General features: G+C 68.7%; 12 protein-coding genes. 10 read left to right on the forward strand and 2 right to left on the reverse strand.

The genetic code is table 11. From position 1 onward, the window contains the following. The first annotated feature begins 12 nt into the window (after nt 1-12). The 4 genes from LGR54_RS07850 (at nt 13) to dprA (ending at nt 4,042) form a co-directional block, all read left to right on the forward strand. On the forward strand, nt 13-966 hold the full coding sequence (locus LGR54_RS07850; protein ID WP_214006777.1) for an aspartate carbamoyltransferase catalytic subunit: 954 nt from the start codon (nt 13-15) through the stop codon (nt 964-966). Continuing rightward, nucleotides 959-2,257 carry a dihydroorotase gene (locus LGR54_RS07855; RefSeq protein ID WP_230361380.1) on the forward strand — a complete coding sequence of 433 codons (1,299 nt, stop codon included), beginning with the start codon at nt 959-961 and terminating at the stop codon, nt 2,255-2,257. Before LGR54_RS07850 ends, LGR54_RS07855 begins: the two co-directional genes overlap by 8 nt. A gap of 64 nt (nt 2,258-2,321) precedes the next feature. Further along, on the forward strand, nt 2,322-2,927 hold the full coding sequence (plsY, locus tag LGR54_RS07860; RefSeq protein WP_230361381.1) for a glycerol-3-phosphate 1-O-acyltransferase PlsY: 606 nt from the start codon (nt 2,322-2,324) through the stop codon (nt 2,925-2,927). Between the two features lie 2 nt (nt 2,928-2,929). Further along, nucleotides 2,930-4,042 (forward strand): DNA-processing protein DprA, encoded by a 1,113-nt coding sequence (dprA, locus tag LGR54_RS07865; protein ID WP_230361382.1) that lies wholly within the window; start codon nt 2,930-2,932, stop codon nt 4,040-4,042. On the opposite strand, the gene LGR54_RS07870 is transcribed toward dprA, so the two are convergent. Then, entirely contained in the window at nt 4,035-4,232 is a 198-nt protein-coding gene (locus tag LGR54_RS07870) for a hypothetical protein (RefSeq protein WP_230361383.1), read from the reverse strand. The genes dprA and LGR54_RS07870 overlap by 8 nt on opposite strands. Nucleotides 4,233-4,468: 236 nt before the next feature. On the opposite strand from LGR54_RS07870, the gene topA reads away from it, so the two are divergent. Beyond that, complete coding sequence (gene topA, locus LGR54_RS07875) at nt 4,469-7,153, forward strand: type I DNA topoisomerase (protein ID WP_230361384.1); 2,685 nt, start codon at nt 4,469-4,471, stop codon at nt 7,151-7,153. Between the two features lie 21 nt (nt 7,154-7,174). On the opposite strand, the gene LGR54_RS07880 is transcribed toward topA, so the two are convergent. Continuing rightward, nucleotides 7,175-8,650, reverse strand: coding sequence for an MDR family MFS transporter (locus LGR54_RS07880; protein ID WP_214006771.1), 1,476 nt, complete (start codon nt 8,648-8,650; stop codon nt 7,175-7,177). A 203-nt stretch (nt 8,651-8,853) separates the two neighbouring features. Between LGR54_RS07880 and rnr the strand changes: the two genes are divergently transcribed. The 5 genes from rnr to rpmG all read left to right on the forward strand — a co-directional run bounded on the left by rnr (nt 8,854) and on the right by rpmG (nt 13,965). Next, nucleotides 8,854-11,190, forward strand: a complete 2,337-nt coding sequence (gene rnr, locus LGR54_RS07885; protein WP_230361385.1) for a ribonuclease R — start codon at nt 8,854-8,856, stop codon at nt 11,188-11,190. Nucleotides 11,191-11,231: 41 nt separating this feature from the next. Continuing rightward, nucleotides 11,232-11,666, forward strand: coding sequence for a DUF983 domain-containing protein (locus tag LGR54_RS07890; protein ID WP_230361386.1), 435 nt, complete (start codon nt 11,232-11,234; stop codon nt 11,664-11,666). After that, nucleotides 11,663-12,403 carry an NUDIX domain-containing protein gene (locus LGR54_RS07895; RefSeq protein ID WP_230361387.1) on the forward strand — a complete coding sequence of 247 codons (741 nt, stop codon included), beginning with the start codon at nt 11,663-11,665 and terminating at the stop codon, nt 12,401-12,403. Before LGR54_RS07890 ends, LGR54_RS07895 begins: the two co-directional genes overlap by 4 nt. 101 nt (nt 12,404-12,504) lie before the next feature. Then, nucleotides 12,505-13,680 (forward strand): MFS transporter, encoded by a 1,176-nt coding sequence (locus LGR54_RS07900; RefSeq protein ID WP_230361388.1) that lies wholly within the window; start codon nt 12,505-12,507, stop codon nt 13,678-13,680. 117 nt (nt 13,681-13,797) lie between these two features. Continuing rightward, nucleotides 13,798-13,965, forward strand: coding sequence for a 50S ribosomal protein L33 (rpmG, locus tag LGR54_RS07905; RefSeq protein ID WP_214006766.1), 168 nt, complete (start codon nt 13,798-13,800; stop codon nt 13,963-13,965). Nucleotides 13,966-13,969: the final 4 nt, after the last annotated feature.

Genomic DNA, 13,969 nt, shown 5'->3' on the forward strand with positions numbered 1-13,969 from the left:
GCCGACTTCGATATGACATCGAACCCGACTGCCTCCTTCACGCTTGCCCGCCGGCACCTTCTCGGCATCGAGGGCCTCGCCCCCGACGAGATCACCGGCCTGCTCGACCTCGCCGAGGAATTCGTGACCCTCAACCGGCAGGTCGAGAAAAAGCGCGCGACCCTGCGCGGCCGCACGCAAATCAACCTGTTCTTCGAGGCTTCCACCCGCACGCAGTCGTCCTTCGAACTGGCCGGCAAGCGCCTCGGGGCGGATGTGATGAACATGGCGGTGGCCAATTCCTCGCTGAAGAAGGGCGAGACGCTGATCGATACCGCCGCCACCCTCAACGCCATGCACCCGGACGTACTGATCGTGCGCCACAGTGCCTCCGGCGCGGTGGAACTGCTCGCCCGTAAGGTCGACTGCTCGGTGGTGAATGCCGGCGACGGCGCGCATGAGCACCCTACCCAGGCGCTGCTCGACGCGCTGACCATCCGCCGCAATAAGGGGCGCATCGAAGGGCTGACCGTCGCCATCTGCGGCGACATCACCCATTCGCGGGTCGCCCGCTCGAATATCCTTCTGCTCCAGGCACTTGGCGCGACGGTGCGCGTGGTGGCGCCGCGCACGCTGCTGCCGCGCGACATCGATCGCTTCGGCGTCGAGGTGCATAACGACATGCGCAGCGGCCTCGCCGACGTCGACATCGTCATGATGCTGCGCCTGCAGCGCGAGCGGATGAACGGCTCCTTCGTGCCGTCGGTGAAGGAGTATTTCCACTTCTGGGGTCTCGACGAGGCGAAGCTGCGCTACGCCAAGCCGGACGCGCTGGTGATGCATCCCGGCCCGATGAATCGCGGCGTCGAGATCGATTCGGCGGTGGCCGACGGTGCGCAGTCGCTTATCCGCGAGCAGGTGGAAATGGGCGTGGCGGTCCGCATGGCCGTCCTCGATGCGCTGTCGCGGAATCTGCCAAATGCCTGATATTCGTCCGGTTCTTCTGGCGGGAGCCCGCATTCTCGACCCCTCGCGCGACCTCGACATCGTCGGCGACATCCTCGTCGCCGACGGCATCGTCAAGGATCTCGCACCCGGCCTCGCCGCCGCCGGCCTGCCGGAAGGCACCGAGCGGGTGGACTGCCGCGGCAGGATCGTGGTTCCCGGCCTCGTCGACATGCGCGCCTTCATCGGCGAGCCGGGTGCCGAGCACCGCGAGACGCTTGCCTCCGCCAGCCAGGCGGCAGCGGCGGGCGGCGTGACCACCATCATCTGCCAGCCCGATACCGATCCGATGATCGACGAGCCGGCCATCGTCGATTTCGTGCAGCGCCGCGCCCGCGATACCGCGATCGTGCGGGTGCACCCGATGGCGGCGCTCACCAAGCGCCTCGAAGGCCGCGAGATGACCGAGATCGGCCTGTTGCAGGCCGCCGGCGCGGTCGCCTTCACCGATGGCGCCCGCTCGGTGCGCTCGGCGCAGGTGCTGCGACGCGCCCTCACCTATTCCCGCATGTTCGACGCGCTGATCGTCCACCACACCGAGGATGCCGACCTCACCGGCGAAGGGGTGATGAACGAGGGCGAGCTCGCCGCCCGGCTCGGCCTCGCCGGCAGCCCCAAGGCAGCGGAAGCCATCGTGCTGGAGCGCGACGTCCGCCTCGCCGCCATGACCGGCGGGCGCTACCACGCCGCCTCGCTCACCTGCGCCGAATCGCTCGAGGTGCTGCGCCGGGCCAAGGACGCCGGGCTGAACGTCAGCGCCTCGGCCTCGATCAACCACCTGACCCTGAACGAGCGCGACGTCGTCGGCTACCGCACCTTCTTCAAGCTGGCGCCGCCGCTGCGCGCCGAGGACGACCGCCTCGCCTTGGTCGCGGCCGTGGACGAGGGACTGATCGACGTCGTCGTCTCCGATCACAACCCGCAGGACGTCGAGGTGAAGCGCCTGCCCTTCTCCGAGGCCGCCTTCGGCGCCATCGGGCTGGAGACCATGCTGGCCGCCGGCCTGCGGCTGGTGAATGACGGCACGCTGGGGCTGATGCCGCTGATCCGTTCGCTCTCCACCCGGCCCGCCGAGCTGCTCGGCCTCGAGTCCGGCACGCTGCGGCCGGGCCGGCCGGCGGATATCGCCGTGATCGCCCCGGACGAGGCGTGGATCCTCGATGCGACGGCGCTGAAGTCGCGCTGCCTCAACACGCCCTTTGACGAGGCGCGCTTCGAGGGACGGGTGGTGCGCACGCTGGTCGGCGGCCGCACCGTGTACGAATACGTGTGAATTGCCGCCACCGCGCGCCGTGGTCGCCATCGCCATGGCGCGCAGCGGCCTCTAAGGTCAACGCATGACGTGGTCGCTGCCTCCCCTCACGGGCCTTCTGGCCCTGGCGCTTGGCTATCTGCTGGGCTCGATCCCGTTCGGGCTGATTCTCACCCGTCTCGCCGGCACGCAGGACATCCGCTCCATCGGCTCCGGCAATATCGGCGCCACCAATGTGCTGCGCACCGGCCGTAAGGGACTCGCCGCCGCCACTCTGCTCGGCGATGCGCTGAAGGGTACGGTGGCGGTGCTGCTCGCCGCACGGCTGTTCGGCTTCGAGGCCTCGCTGGTCGCGGCGCTCGGCGCCTTTCTCGGCCATCTCTTCCCGGTGTGGCTCGGCTTTCGCGGCGGCAAGGGCGTGGCGACCTTCCTCGGCGTGACGCTCGGCCTCTACTGGCCGCTGGCGCTGGTGTTCGCGGTAGTCTGGCTCGGCGTCGCCCGGCTGTTCCGCTACTCCTCGCTGGCCGCACTCTGCGCCACCGCCGCCACCGTGCTCGCCGCCCTTGTGCTGGCGAGTACGGCGCTCGCCTTGCTGCTGGCGCTGCTGGCCGTGCTGCTGTGGTTCATGCACCGCGCCAATATCCGCCGCCTGCTCGCCGGGACCGAAAGTCGCATCGGCGCGAAAGGCTGACCATGGCGGGCCCGGGCGTGCGCCTCGACGACGGGCAGCGCCGCGACTGGCTGCGGCTGATCCGCACCGAGAATGTCGGCCCGCGCGCCTTCCGCAACCTCGTCAACCGCTTCGGCGGCGCCCGCGCCGCGCTGGAGGCGCTGCCGAGCCTTGCCCGGCGCGGCGGTAGCCTGATTCCACCCCGTATCCCCTCGCCGGCCGAGGCGGAGGACGAGATCGCCGCCCTCGCCCGGCTGAACGGGCGTTTCATCGCCATCGGCGAGCCGGATTATCCGCCGCCGCTGCGGGCGATCGACGACCCGCCACCGCTGATCGCCATCCGCGGCCGGGCAGAATTGCTGACGGAACCGACGGTAGCCATCGTCGGCTCGCGCAATGCCTCAGGCGCCGGCCGGACCATGACCGCGCGTCTCGCGCGCGGCCTCGGCGAGGCCGGCTGGGTGGTCGCCTCCGGCCTCGCCCGCGGCATCGACACCACGGCCCATGAGGCGAGCCTCGCCAGCGGCACCATCGCGGTGGTCGCCGGCGGTCACGATCGCCCCTATCCGCGCGAGAACGAGGCGCTGCAGGCGCGAATCGCCGAGCAGGGCGTGGTGCTGTCGGAGATGCCGATGGGCTGGGAGGCGCGCGCCCGCGATTTTCCTCGCCGTAACCGTCTGGTCTCCGGCCTGTCGCTCGGTGTGGTGGTGGTGGAGGCGGCCGAGCGCTCCGGCTCGCTCATCACTGCCCGCATGGCCGGCGAGCAGGGGCGGGAAGTGTTCGCCGTGCCGGGATCGCCGCTCGATCCGCGTGCCGGCGGCACCAATGCGCTGATCAAGCAAGGCGCGGCGCTGGTGACGGAGGTCGCCGACATCGTCGACGTGCTGCGGCCGCTGGTCGGGCGCATGGAGCCGCCCGCCGGCACGCATGAGGACGGCGAGGAGGCTGACTACGGCGAACCGGCCGACGATGCCCGCGGCCGGATACTGGCCCTGCTCAGCCCTGCCCCGGTCGGCATCGACGAACTGGTGGTGCTGTCGGGTCGACCGGCGGGCGAGGTGCAGGTCGTCCTGCTCGAGCTCGAACTCGCCGGCCGGTTGGAACGTCACGCCGGCAACGCGGTGTCGCTTATCTGAGCGAGCGTCCGGCCGCCGGATTGTCGCGGCGCGCGACGTTGGCGGCTTCCTCGCGGGCCATTTGAAGCAGGTAATGCAGCATGTGCAGCCGGTTCGCGGCGGCGATCCGCGCCAGCTCGGCAACGAGCGCTTCGATATAGGCGGCCGTCTCGTTCGGCCCCCCAGGTTGATTGCAATCTTCGTCCGTCACGGTCTTCTCATCGGCTATGAGACGACAGCCTAACATCGAAGGTGGAGGTATTTCTATCCCTGATTATATAATCAATTTGATACCACCTATACGCGTACCTGAGTAATGACGATGGGACACCGCCGACACCCACCTCGCTGTTTTCCTCCATCGTCCATTTGACAGCTTGGACCGCCTACCCCATTTTCCCGGCCGTTTTCTGGGCTGGACACTGAACCGAAGGACGTCACGGGCGCATGCAGGTCGTCATCGTCGAATCCCCTGCCAAGGCGAAGACGATCAACAAATATCTCGGACCGGGATATGAAGTGATCGCCTCCTATGGCCATGTGCGCGATCTGCCCGCCAAGGACGGCTCGGTCGACCCCGAAGCGGATTTCCGCATGCTGTGGGACGTCGACCCCAAGGCGCAGAAGCGCCTGTCCGACATCGCTCGCGCGGTGAAGGGGTCCGATGGCCTCATCCTCGCCACCGACCCGGATCGCGAGGGCGAAGCGATTTCCTGGCATGTCCTTGAAATCCTCAAGGAAAAGAGGGCACTCAAGGACCAGCCGATCTCCCGCGTGGTCTTCAACGCCATCACCAAGCAGGCGGTGCTCGACGCCATGCGCCATCCGCGCATGATCGATGCAGCGCTGGTGGACGCCTATCTCGCCCGCCGCGCCCTCGATTATCTCGTCGGCTTCACCCTGTCGCCGGTGCTGTGGCGCAAGCTGCCGGGCGCCCGCTCGGCGGGCCGGGTGCAGTCGGTGGCGCTGCGCCTCGTCTGCGACCGCGAGCGCGAGATCGAGACCTTCGTCAAGCGCGAGTACTGGTCCATCGCCGCCAAGCTGGCGACGCCGCGCAACGATGTGTTCGAGGCACGCCTCGTCGGCGCCGACGGCAAGAAGATCGGGCGCCTCGACGTCGGCACCGCCGAGGAGGCCGCCGCCTTCCGCGCCGCGCTGGACAAGGCGGATTTCACCGTCCGCTCGGTCGAGGCGAAGCCCGCCCGCCGGCATCCCTATCCGCCCTTCACCACCTCGACCCTGCAGCAGGAGGCGAGCCGCAAGCTCGGCCTTGCCCCGGCGATCACCATGCGCATCGCGCAGAGGTTGTATGAGGGCGTCGATATCGGCGGCGAGACCGTCGGCCTCATCACCTATATGCGTACCGACGGCGTCGACATGGCGCCGGAGGCGGTCTCCGCCGCGCGCTCGGTGATCGGCCGCGACTATGGCGACCGCTACGTACCGTCCGCCCCGCGCAAATACACCGCCAAGGCGAAGAACGCCCAGGAAGCGCACGAAGCCGTGCGCCCCACCGACCTCGACCGCCGGCCAAAGGACGTCCTGCGCTATTTGGAGGGCGACCAGGCGAAGCTCTACGAGCTGATCTGGCTGCGTACCATCGCCAGCCAGATGGAATCGGCCGAGCTGGAGCGCACCACCGTCGACATCGACGCGACGGCCGCCGGCCGCAACATCGAGCTGCGCGCCACCGGCCAGGTGGTCAAGTTCGACGGCTTCCTCACCCTCTATCGCGAGGGGCGTGACGACGACGAGGAGGACGACGAGAACCGTCGCCTTCCCGCCATGTCGGCGCAGGAGAAGCTCGCCAACAAGGGCATCGCCACCGATCAGCACTTCACCGAGCCGCCGCCGCGCTATTCGGAAGCCTCGCTGGTCAAGCGCATGGAAGAGCTCGGCATCGGCCGACCTTCGACCTATGCCTCGGTGCTCGCCGTGCTGCGCGAGCGCGAATATGTGAAGCTCGACAAGCGCCGGCTCGTGCCGGAGGACAAGGGCCGGCTGGTTACCGCCTTCCTGGAGAGCTTCTTCGACCGCTATGTCGAGTACGACTTCACCGCCGATCTCGAGGAGAAGCTCGACCAGATCTCGGCCGGCGACCTCGACTGGAAGCAGGTCCTGCGCGACTTCTGGCGCGATTTCTCCGCCGCCGTGGGCGAGACCAAGGATCTGCGCGTCTCCGAGGTGATCGAGCGGCTCGACGATTTGCTCACCGCCCACATCTTCCCGCCCAAGGAAGATGGCAGCGATCCGCGCCTGTGCCCCACCTGCGGCACCGGGCACCTGTCGCTCAAGGTCGGCAAGTTCGGCGCCTTCATCGGCTGCTCGAACTATCCCGAATGCAAGTACACCCGCCCGCTGGCCGCCCAGAACGGTGAGAATGGCGAGGCCGAGACCAACGGCACCCGCGTGCTCGGCACCGATCCGGTCACCGGGCTGGAAGTCACGCTGCGGGACGGGCGCTTCGGCGTCTATCTCCAGCTCGGCGAGGGCAAGGACGGCGAGAAGCCCAAGCGCTCCAGCCTGCCCAAGGGACTCGCGCCGGCCGATGTCGACCTCGAGACCGCGCTCGCACTGCTGTCGCTGCCGCGCGAGATCGGCCGTCATCCCGATGATGGCACGGCGATTCTCGCCGGCATCGGCAAGTTCGGCCCCTATGTGCAGCATGGTCGAATCTACGCCAATCTCGACGCCGGCGACGACGTGCTGGCCATCGGGCTCAATCGGGCGGTGTCGCTGATCGCCGATAAGCAGAACAAGGGTCCCCGGCGCGGCGGCGCGGCGGCGGGCGGACGCGAGCTCGGCGAGCACCCGACGCTCGGCGGGCCGGTAACGGTGCGCCCCGGCCGCTTCGGGCCCTATGTCAATCATGGCAAGGTCAATGCGACGCTGCCCAAAAGCCTCGATCCGGACAGCGTGACGATGGAGCAGGCCGTCGAATTGCTGACCGCCAAGGCTGGCTCGGCTCCGGCCAAACCGGCGCGTCGAAGCGCGGCCAAGACCACCAAGGCCGCCGCCGCGGATACCGAGGGCGGCGCCAAGAAGACTGCCGCCCGGAAGGCTCCCGCGAAAGCCAAGAGTACGGCGGCCAAGGCTCCCGCCAAGCGCAAGGCGGCCGCTAAGGCCGACTGACGCCGCAGGGCGCGGCGCCGGTCACTCGATCGGCGCCGGCCCGCTATGGCTGCGCAGCGGCCGCTCCTCCATGAAGATCAGCCCGACGAGGCCGATCGCCAGCGCCAGCGACGCCCCGGCGAAGACGAAGCGGAACGCCTGCGTCAGCGCGCCAGCGTCGACCGTGCCCTGCCGGAAACCGTCCAGCAGCTGATGCCCGGTCAGGCCGGAGGCGCCGAGCACGATGGCGCCGAACACCGCGGCCAGCACCACGCCGCCCAGCGAGCGGAAGAAATTCTGCACCCCCGTCGCGGTGCCGATCTGCGGCAGCGGCACCGCGTTCTGCACGCTCACCGTCACCACCGGCAGCACGGTGCCGAGGCCGGCGCCGGTGACGGCCATCAGCACCGCCAGGCCGGCGAAGCTCACGTCGCGGGGAAACAGCGCCAGGATCGCCAGCGCGACCACCGCGCTCGACATGCCCACCAGCGGCACCCGCTTGTAGTGCTGCACGCGCCCCATCATCCGGCCGGTGCTGGTGGCGCCGACCACCACGCCGGCCAGCAGCGGAATGAGCGCCGAGCCGGACTGGCTGGCGGTGAAGCCCAGCACGCCCTCGAAATAGAAGGGCAGTTCGACCGACAGGCCGATCATCGAGCCGATCGCCATCGCCGCCGCCAGCACGCCCGGCCCGACGACGCGATTGAACAGGATGGAAAGCGGGATCAGCGGCTCACGCGCTGTCGCGAGCCGCAGGCCGAGCAGGCACCACAGCAGCAGCGAGCCGGCGAGCAGGCCCAGCACCTGCATCGATACCCACGGATAGACCTGGCCGCCCCAGCTCAGCGCCAGCATCAGCGCCATCGCCGCCGCGCAGAGCAGCAGCGCGCCGATGATGTCGAGCCGGTGCGGATGGTGGTGCGCCGGCAGGCGGTGCAGCACGCTGTCGCTCATATAGGCGGCGGCGAGGCCGAGCGGCACGTTGAGCCAGAAGATCAGCGACCAGTGCAGGTGCTCGGCGAAGAAGCCGCCCAGCACCGGCCCGGCGACGCTGGAGGTGATGAACACCACGGCGAAGAACGCCTGGTAGCGGCCGCGCTCCTTCGGCGCCACGATCAGGCCGATGATAGTCTGGGCGAGCGCGATCAGCCCGCCGCCGCCAAAGCCCTGCGCCGCGCGGCCCAGTATCAGCCAGATCATGCTCGGCGCCAGCGCGCACAGGATCGACCCGCCGATGAACAGGCCGATGCTGCCCAGAAGGATCGGTCGCGGCCCATGGATGTCGGCCAGCTTGCCGACCAGCGGCGTCACCGCCGTGCCAGTCAGCAGGTAGGAGGTGACGATCCACGGCACGTTTTCCATGTCGCCAAAGGCGAGGCCGATGGTCGGCAGCGCCGAGGCGACGATGGTCTGTTCCAGCGCGCTGAGGAACATGGCCAGCATGACGCCGATCAGGATGCTCCTTATTTCGGCGTGCGAGAGCTGTCCCGGCTCCGAAGCGGACGAGCGGGCATCCATTGATGCGGTTCCTTCCCGGCCCCCCGGGTGATGGCGGCGCAAATTGGCTCCCTCGCCACCGATTGGCAAGGGTTGGACCGCCTTCGGCGCCATCACGAAGCGGAAAAAGCGGTCGGGTGATAAATAGCGTCCCGCGCGGAAAGGTCGACGCGGCGGGACGTAACGTTTAGCGTCGGCGGAACTCTTCGAGGAATGCGAGAATCGTGCGCAAGCCCATCAAGCCGAAAGTCCGCAAGCCCGCCGCCCCCCGCCTGCCGAAGGGGCTACCGAGCAAGGACGACCTCACCGCCTTCATCGCCTCCCATGGCGGCGAGGTCGGCAAGCGCGAGATTTCGCGCGCCTTCGGGCTCGACGGCGGCGACCGCATCGCGCTGAAGGCGATGCTGCGCGAGTTGTCCGAGGAAGGCCTCGTCGGCCGCAAGCACAAGAAGCTGCACCTCGCCGGCGCCCTGCCCGCCGTGGTGATGGCCGAAGTGGTGGAGCGCGACGAGGACGGCGAACTGATCGCTGAACCCATCGACTGGGATACGGAAGAGCATGGCAAGGCGCCGCGCATCCTGGTGAAGCTGGCACGTCGCGGCCGTCTCGCCGGCCCGGCCCCTACCATCGGCGACCGGGTGCTGCTCAAGACCGAGGAAATTCCCGAGGCGGATGGCCGCATCCGCCACACCGGCCGGGTGCTGAAGCTCATCGAGAAGGCGCGCGCGCAGGTGCTCGGCATCTACCGCGCCGACAAGAGCAGGCCGGATGCCGGCGGGCGCATCATTCCGGTCGACAAGCGCCATATGGGCCGCGAGCTCGCCGTGCCCCCCGGCGCCGAGGGCGAGGCGGAGGACGGCGATCTGGTGGCGGTGGAGATCACCCGCCACCACGCCTACGGCCTACCGACCGCCAAGGTGAGGGAGCGGCTCGGCTCGATCTCGACCGAGAAGGCGATCAGCCTCATCGCCATCCACGCGCACGGCATTCCCAACGTGTTCCGTCGCGAGGCGCTGGCCGAGGCGGAGAAGGCGCGGCCAGCCACGCTGCGGGGCCGCGAGGACTGGCGCGAGCTGCCGCTGATCACCATCGACCCGCCCGACGCCAAGGACCATGACGACGCCGTCCACGCCGCGCCGGACGAGGATCCGGCCAATGAAGGCGGCTATATCGTCACCGTTGCCATCGCCGACGTGGCGCATTACGTCCATCCCGGCAGCGGGCTCGACAAGGAAGCGCTGGCGCGTGGCAACTCGGTCTACTTCCCCGACCGCGTAGTGCCGATGTTGCCCGAGCGCATCTCCAACGATCTATGCTCGCTACGTCCACTGGAAGACCGGCCGGCCATGGCGGTGCGGCTGGTCATCGGCGCCAATGGCCGCAAGAAGAGCCATACCTTCCACCGGGTGATGATGCGCTCGGCCGCCAAGCTCGCCTATGCGCAGGCGCAGGCCGCCATCGATGGCCGGACGGACGACATCACCGACACCATCGTCGAGCCGATCCTCAAGCCGCTCTACGCCGCCTATGCGCTGGTGAAGAAGGCGCGCGACGCCCGCAACCCGCTGGAGCTCGACCTGCCGGAGCGCAAGATCCTGCTGAAGCCGGACGGCACGGTCGACAGGGTGGTGGTGCCCGAGCGGCTCGCCGCGCACAAGCTGATCGAGGAATTCATGATCCTCGCCAATGTCGCCGCCGCCGAGACGTTGGAGGAGAAGCACATCCCCCTCGTCTACCGCGTGCACGACCAGCCTTCCATGGAGAAGGTGTCGGCGCTGCGCGACTTCCTGAAGACGCTCGACATCGCTCTGCCCAAGACCGAGACGGTGCGCCCGGCGCATTTCAACGACATCCTCGCCCGCGTCGACGGCACCGAGCTGGCGCCGCTGGTCAACCAGGTGATCCTGCGCAGCCAGGCACAAGCGGAATACGCCAACGAGAATTACGGCCATTTCGGCCTGCATCTGCGCCGCTACGCGCATTTTACCTCGCCGATCCGCCGCTATGCCGACCTCATCGTGCATCGCGCGCTGATCCGCGCCCTCGACCTCGGCCCGGACGGGCTGCCGGAGAACACCACGCCGGAGCAGCTCGCCGAGATCGCCGCCCGCATCTCGGCCAGCGAGCGCCGCGCCATGACCGCAGAGCGCGAAACCATCGACCGGCTGATCGCCCATCATATGGCTGAGCAGATCGGCGCCACCTTCAAGGGGCGCATAGCCGGCGTCACCAAGGCGGGGCTTTTCGTCGCGCTCGACGACACCGGTGCCGACGGCTTCATCCCGGCGGCGACGCTCGGGCAGGACTATTACTGGTACGACGAGAGCCGGCACGCGCTGATAGGCGAACGGACCGGCGAGATGCACCGGCTCGGCGACCGGGTGGAGGTGAAGCTGGTCGAGGCGGCGCCGGTGGCGGGCGCCTTGCGGTTTGAGCTTCTGAGCGAGGGCGACTATGTAAAGGCCGGTAGGGGCGCGCCGCCGCGCAAGGGACCGCGCGGCATCCGTCGGGACGCCGGCCCTGCACGGCGCGGCCCGCCCAAGATCGGCAAGCGCCGCTGATCGCGCTGAGAACCGGAAGCCCGGCAAGGAGTGCCGTCCGCATGAGCATTCAGCCGCACCGGCCGGTCGGCCCGGCGATGAAGAACGGCTTCCGCCTGCGCTGCCCGAAATGCGGCGAAGGCCCGCTGTTCAGCTCCTATCTGAAGGTCAATGAGCGCTGCGCCGCCTGCGGCGAGGAGCTGTGGCATCACCGCGCCGACGACGCGCCGCCCTACATGGTGATCACCATTGTCGGCCACATCATCGTGCCGTCGGTGCTGGCGGTCGAGATCGCCTGGCATCCCTCGCAATGGGTGCACATGGCCGTATGGCTGCCACTCACGCTCATCCTCAGCCTGCTGCTATTGCCGCCGGTAAAGGGGGCGTTGATCGGCTACCAGTGGGCGCTGCGCATGCACGGCTTCGACCCCGCCAGCGAAGAGCACGACCCCGTTCCCCCCAGCCGCCGCACGCCAGGACTCGCTCGTCCCACATGACCGCCATCGACGTTTCCGCCCGCTTCGCCGTCGCCCGCCCCGACACCTCCCACCCCTATCGCCGCCCGGTAGATGCCGCGACGCTGATCCTGGTTGATCGCTCGGCGCGCACCCCGCGCGTGCTGCTCGGCCGCCGCAACCCGGCGCAGAAATTCATGCCTGGCAAGCTGGTGTTTCCCGGTGGCCGCGTCGACCCGCAGGATCGCAACGTGCCGGTCTATGGCATGCTCGACAGCGTGTCGGAGCGTCGGCTGCAGGAGCGCGTGGTGCGCCCCAGCCTCGCGCGCGCCCGTGCGCTGGCGCTCGCCGCCATTCGCGAGACCTGCGAGGAGACCGGCCTCGTCATCGGCTCGCGCGAGGCCGGCGCGCCCGACGCGATGCCCGCCGGCTGGGAGGCCTTCGCGCAGGCCGGCGCCTTCCCCAATCTGGAGGCGCTGAGCTTCGTCGCCCGCGCGGTTACCCCGCCGGGACTGTCGCGCCGCTTCGATACCCGCTTCTTCATGGCGGACGCCTCCGAGATCGCCCACCGCCTGCCCGACGTGGTCGGACCGCAGTCGGAGTTCGTCGAGCTCGCCTGGCTGACCCTCGCTGAAGCCAAGAAGGCCGAGGTACCGACCATCACCCACGCCATCCTCGAAGAGGTGGAGACCCGCCTCGCCGGCGGCAACAAGCCCTGGCTGCCGGTGCCGTACTACGTTACCCGGCATGGTCGCATGATGCGCGAGGCGCTGGAGTGACCGCAGGTCGCAACCGGCGAATGTGATCACAATAGTCATTCAGTTTTCGCCGGACATGTTCTAAAGCCGACGGCCTGTCCCTTGGTGAGCCGTCGCGTCCCATGCATGCCGATCTATCCGTCGAACGCACCAACATCGCCTCGCTCGCGGCGGCGATCGCCGCGATCTCGGTCGTGGGGCTCGGCCTTGCCCTCTCGATCCCGCTGCTCGCCTTGGAGCTCGACGCGCGCGGCATCTCCAGCACCTGGATCGGCCTGAACACCGCCATTGGCGGCATCGCCACCATCGTCACGGCGCCGTTCCTGCCGGATCTGGTGCGCCGCTTCGGCGCCGGGCCGATGATGATGGGCGCGGTGGCGCTCGGGGCCGCCAGCCTCATCGCCTTCAAGGTCACCGACGCCTTCGTGCTGTGGTTTCCGCTGCGCTTCCTGTTCGGTGCCTCGCTCTGCGTGCTGTTCGTGGTCAGCGAGTTCTGGATCAACGCCGCCGCCCCGGCCAACCGCCGCGGCCTCGTCATCGGCATCTACGCGACGACGCTGGCCTTCGGGTTTGCCGGTGGGCCGGCCATCCTCTCGCTGGTCGGCACCAGCGGCTGGGCCCCTTATCTCGTCGGTGCCACCTTCTTCGTCCTCGCCTCCATACCGGTGATGATCGGCGCCTCGCAGGCCCCGGTGATCGAGAAGGAAGGCTCGCGCGGCGTGCTGAGCCTGATGCGGCTCGCCCCCGCCGCGACGCTCGCGGCCTTCGTCTTCGGCGCGGTGGAAACCGGCCTCGTCAACTTCCTGCCGCTCTACGGGCTGCGGCGCGGGCTCGGCGAGGGCGAGGCGGCGCTGCTGCTGACCATCGCCGAACTCGGCAATGTCGCTTTCCAGATCCCGCTCGGCCTCATCAGCGATCGCATGGACCGGCGCAAGGTGCTGCTCGCCTGCGCGCTGGTCGGATTCGGCGGCGCGGCGCTGATTCCCTTCCTCGCCATCGGCAGCGTCGCGCTAATGGCGACGATGTTCACCATGACCGGAATCGTCTGCGGCATGTACACGGTCGGCCTGGCGCTGCTGGGGGAGCGGTTCCATGGTGGCGCCCTCGCCACCGCCAATGCGGCCTTCGTGATGCTGTATTCCATCGGCCTCATCGCCGGCCCGGTGACGGTGGGCACCGGCATGGGCCTGATGGGACCGGACGGCTTCGCCTTCACCCTCGCGGCGATGCTGGCCTTCTACGTGCTGGTGGTCGCGATCCAGCTGGTCCGCGACCGTTCCACCGCACGCATTCCTTGACAATTGGGCGCCGATCAAGGATACGGACGCTCAACGAGCGGCATCGCTGCCGCGCGACCCCGATGATTTCGACGCGATCCCGACACTGGGTCGCGTGCCACTTTCAGGAGGCCGGTCATGGCCAAGGCAACGACCATCAAGATCAGGCTCAATTCGAGCGCCGACACCGGCTTCTTCTACGTGACGAAGAAGAACTCCCGCACGATGACCGACAAGCTGGTCGTGAAGAAGTACGACCCGGTCGCGAAGAAGCACGTCGAGTTCCGCGAAGGCAAGATCAAGTGATCCT

The organism is Ancylobacter sp. Lp-2, from assembly GCF_020523795.1.
In the GTDB taxonomy this organism is placed as follows: Bacteria; Pseudomonadota; Alphaproteobacteria; order Rhizobiales; family Xanthobacteraceae; genus Ancylobacter.

Excerpts from the sequence above, each read along its gene's own strand:
- LGR54_RS07850 (WP_214006777.1), top strand. The coding sequence starts at position 13 with ATGACATCGAACCCGACTGCCTCCTTCACGCTTGCCCGCCGGCACCTT.
- LGR54_RS07855 (WP_230361380.1), top strand. The coding sequence starts at position 959 with ATGCCTGATATTCGTCCGGTTCTTCTGGCGGGAGCCCGCATTCTCGAC.
- plsY (WP_230361381.1), top strand. The coding sequence starts at position 2,322 with ATGACGTGGTCGCTGCCTCCCCTCACGGGCCTTCTGGCCCTGGCGCTT.
- dprA (WP_230361382.1), top strand. The coding sequence starts at position 2,930 with ATGGCGGGCCCGGGCGTGCGCCTCGACGACGGGCAGCGCCGCGACTGG.
- topA (WP_230361384.1), top strand. The coding sequence starts at position 4,469 with ATGCAGGTCGTCATCGTCGAATCCCCTGCCAAGGCGAAGACGATCAAC.
- LGR54_RS07880 (WP_214006771.1), bottom strand. The coding sequence starts at position 8,650 with ATGGATGCCCGCTCGTCCGCTTCGGAGCCGGGACAGCTCTCGCACGCC.
- LGR54_RS07890 (WP_230361386.1), top strand. The coding sequence starts at position 11,232 with ATGAGCATTCAGCCGCACCGGCCGGTCGGCCCGGCGATGAAGAACGGC.
- LGR54_RS07895 (WP_230361387.1), top strand. The coding sequence starts at position 11,663 with ATGACCGCCATCGACGTTTCCGCCCGCTTCGCCGTCGCCCGCCCCGAC.
- LGR54_RS07900 (WP_230361388.1), top strand. The coding sequence starts at position 12,505 with ATGCATGCCGATCTATCCGTCGAACGCACCAACATCGCCTCGCTCGCG.
- rpmG (WP_214006766.1), top strand. The coding sequence starts at position 13,798 with ATGGCCAAGGCAACGACCATCAAGATCAGGCTCAATTCGAGCGCCGAC.